General features: G+C 47.3%; 4 protein-coding genes and 1 pseudogene. 3 read left to right on the plus strand and 2 right to left on the minus strand.

Going from position 1 to position 2892, the window contains the following annotated elements; all coding sequences use genetic code 11:
• Window positions 1–106: 106 nt before the first annotated feature.
• From ACESZH_RS23700 to ACESZH_RS23710, 3 genes are all read left to right on the plus strand, one after another.
• Window positions 107–460, plus strand: coding sequence for an Abi family protein (locus ACESZH_RS23700; protein WP_373219543.1), 354 nt, complete (start codon window positions 107–109; stop codon window positions 458–460).
• 1 nt (window position 461) lies between these two features.
• Window positions 462–1079 carry an Abi family protein gene (locus ACESZH_RS23705; RefSeq protein WP_373219544.1) on the plus strand — a complete coding sequence of 206 codons (618 nt, stop codon included), beginning with the start codon at window positions 462–464 and terminating at the stop codon, window positions 1077–1079.
• 285 nt (window positions 1080–1364) lie between these two features.
• Complete coding sequence (locus ACESZH_RS23710) at window positions 1365–1643, plus strand: AbrB/MazE/SpoVT family DNA-binding domain-containing protein (protein ID WP_373219546.1); 279 nt, start codon at window positions 1365–1367, stop codon at window positions 1641–1643.
• 113 nt (window positions 1644–1756) lie between these two features.
• Here ACESZH_RS23710 and ACESZH_RS23715 read toward each other — a convergent pair whose 3' ends face one another.
• On the minus strand, window positions 1757–1978 hold the full coding sequence (locus ACESZH_RS23715; protein ID WP_373219547.1) for a holin: 222 nt from the start codon (window positions 1976–1978) through the stop codon (window positions 1757–1759).
• Window positions 1979–2001: 23 nt separating this feature from the next.
• Window positions 2002–2811, minus strand: a pseudogene (locus tag ACESZH_RS23720) (terminase TerL endonuclease subunit); the annotation flags it as partial.
• Window positions 2812–2892 lie beyond the last annotated feature (81 nt).

Here is a 2892-nt window from a genome sequence, read left to right on the forward strand (position 1 = left end):
GAAATCCCATTTTATTGCTTTTTCTCCCTTCATTCATACTATTTCGGCTTTTCATTCCATTCTTTGCGTGATATAATAGCTTGAGACTACCAACTGGAGGACTGCCATGCTGACAATTAATCAGTTAATGAAATACCTTCGTTCCAGACACCATATTTCTATTAAAAGCAACCAAGCACAGGCGCTTCGAAATATTGGATATTATCACGGCTACAAAGGTTATCGTTTTATCCGTACACCACAACAACGGATAAATTTCACAAATTTTGACGAAGTTATCGCTCTTAACAAATTCGATATGGATCTTAAGGCGCTATTCTACCCCAAAGTCATGTTTATTGAGAATGCTCTGAAAAGTTACGTCATTCAGTCTGTATTGAATGATTCACATTCAGAGAATCTTGATAAAATTTTTTTCAACATCGGTCACCGCTTATCGTGCATTTTCCCCCGGAAGTGACATGTACCATAAGCAATACGCAAAGCGCATGACACTTAAGGGAAAGATTAACAATGCGCTTCTTCGTGACTACTCAAATGCGCGCCAAACTGTGAATCATTTTTTTGATGCAGATCGTTCAATCCCAATCTGGGCAATTTTCGAATCACTTACTTTAGGTGAATTCGGGACGTTTTTTGCTTGCTGCAATGCAAATGTTAAACTCGCCACTTCTGCGCTTCTACATTTGCCAAGTAATCTCGATGCCGATGGACGAATCACCGAATTTATCATTTATGCTGTTAAAGACCTTCGAAACGCTGTTGCCCATAACAACATAGTTTTTGACACCCGATTCAGGACAGGCGATATAAATCGCCGTCTTGTTTCACTTCTGGAATCTGAGATTGGCATCACAGGCCTTGATTTCAAATACATATCATCCTATGTTGTCCTTCTGATCTACACTCTGCGAAAAATGGGTGAAACAAAAACATCGTGCAAGCAATTTCTCAATGCCTATATTTCTTTAACAGACGACCTTAGGCGTCAATTGCCTTCAAATGTTTGTGCTCAGATTCTAGGGTCCCAGCAACGTCCTCACCTCCGTCAATTGCAAAATTTCATTAGCAATTCGTAAAATCACTTGCATATTCTCCTTGCATATGGTATAGTATAAACATGAATCGCGGTGGTCGTCTTCGGACAACACCTTGAAAGAGCCTGATGCGTCGGGCTCTTTTTTCTTTTGTTTTCTTATTGATTTTTTTCTAGCTCCGGCAGACCGGCAAGGCTGGTATTGATACCAGCTCCTTTTTCGTCAAATTGTGAATTTTGAAAATTCGGTTGCTATTTCTGCTACAACTGCGTATAGTAAAAGTAGGGAATCCCTACTTCCCACTTTTTCCCAAAGGAGGTTCTTACGATGTCTGAAGCAACAGTTGTAATCAATGATGCCAGAGTGATGGCAAAAGGCCAGGTTACTATCCCTAAGAATATCCGCGCCGCACTGGGTATCTCCACTGGAGATCGTGTTACCTTTATCGTCGAGAATGGAACAGTACGAGTCATCAACTCAGCGGTATATGCGATGCAAAAATTCCAGGAACAGATGAAGGGCGAGGCAGGAAAAGCCGGTTTTGCTTCAGAGGATGATGTGGCCGATTGGATCACGGATTCCCGCCGTGAGGAGAACGCCGAATGAGGATCATCCTGAATTTCTGGCCATGTGAATATTTCTGCCTCAAAAGCTCACCAAAGGCCGGTGGGCTTTTCTTTTTGCCATAACAGCCGGCAGTACCTTTTATCCGAAGAACATCATCCTTCCTCCTTATCCTGCTTCTCCAGCTCCGGCAGACCGGCAAGGCTGGTTCCGAGGGATGCGATGCCCGCCAGCAGCGCCGCACTGCCCACAGATACCCAGTCCACAGCACCGCCCGGCATCTGGGTCACCAGAAGCGCCGCACCAGTCTGGAACATGGTCTTGACGGCACGGATTCCGGCCGCTTGCCACCACTCTGCACTCATGAGATACTTCATTGTTTTCATCCTCCTTGTTGAAATTAAAAAACCAGAAGCCCACGATTGGGATCATCGTAGATGCTGCCCTGCTGACCCTCGTTTCGGATACAGCGGTCAAGGGCCATGATCGCAGCCACGATGCCGTCGATTTTCTCCGGGCTTTTGGCTTTTGTCGGTTTGATATTCTCGGCCGGGTCTTTCTCCACGACCACGTTGCCGGCCATCCATGCCATGATGGGGTTGCCGCCGTGGATGATGCGGCCTTCCATGAGGAGCTTGTAGAACTCCTTGGTGGGCGGGCTCATATCCTTGAATCCCTGACCAAAGGGCACGACCGTGAAGCCCATGCCCTCAAGATTCTGTGTCATCTGTACCGCTCCCCATCTGTCAAATGCGATTTCGAGGATGTGGTACTGCTTGCCCAGCTCCTCGATGAACTTCTCAATGAAACCATAGTGGATGACGTTGCCCTCCGTCGCCATGAGGTATCCCTGCTGATGCCAGACATCGTAAGGAACGGATGCCCTGCGCACACGCAGCGGGATTGTGTCCTCCGGTATCCAGAAGAACGGGAGCATGATGTATTTCTCGTCCTCTGTCCGGGGCGGGAACATCAGCACAAAAGCCGTGATGTCGCCGGTGCTGGAAAGGTCCAGTCCGGCATAACAGTCACGGCCTTTGAGGGCTTCCATATCGATGGGCTGGTTGCCCAGCTCGTAGATGTGTTCCGGGATAAACCGGGTCAGGGATGCCACCCACATATTCAGTCGGAGCTGCTTGAACACGTTCTCCTCCGCAGGGTTGTCCAGCGCGTCCCGGTACATATCCCGCACACGGTCGATCTGGATGGTCTGATGTCGCCCCGCAAAATAAAGTTCCTGTCTCTTGCACAAAAACAGCGAATTATTATATCAGTTCCATAATGATGTCTC

The sequence above is a fragment of the Ruminococcus sp. 5_1_39BFAA genome, from assembly GCF_964240875.1.
Classification (GTDB): domain Bacteria; phylum Bacillota; class Clostridia; order Lachnospirales; family Lachnospiraceae; genus Blautia_A.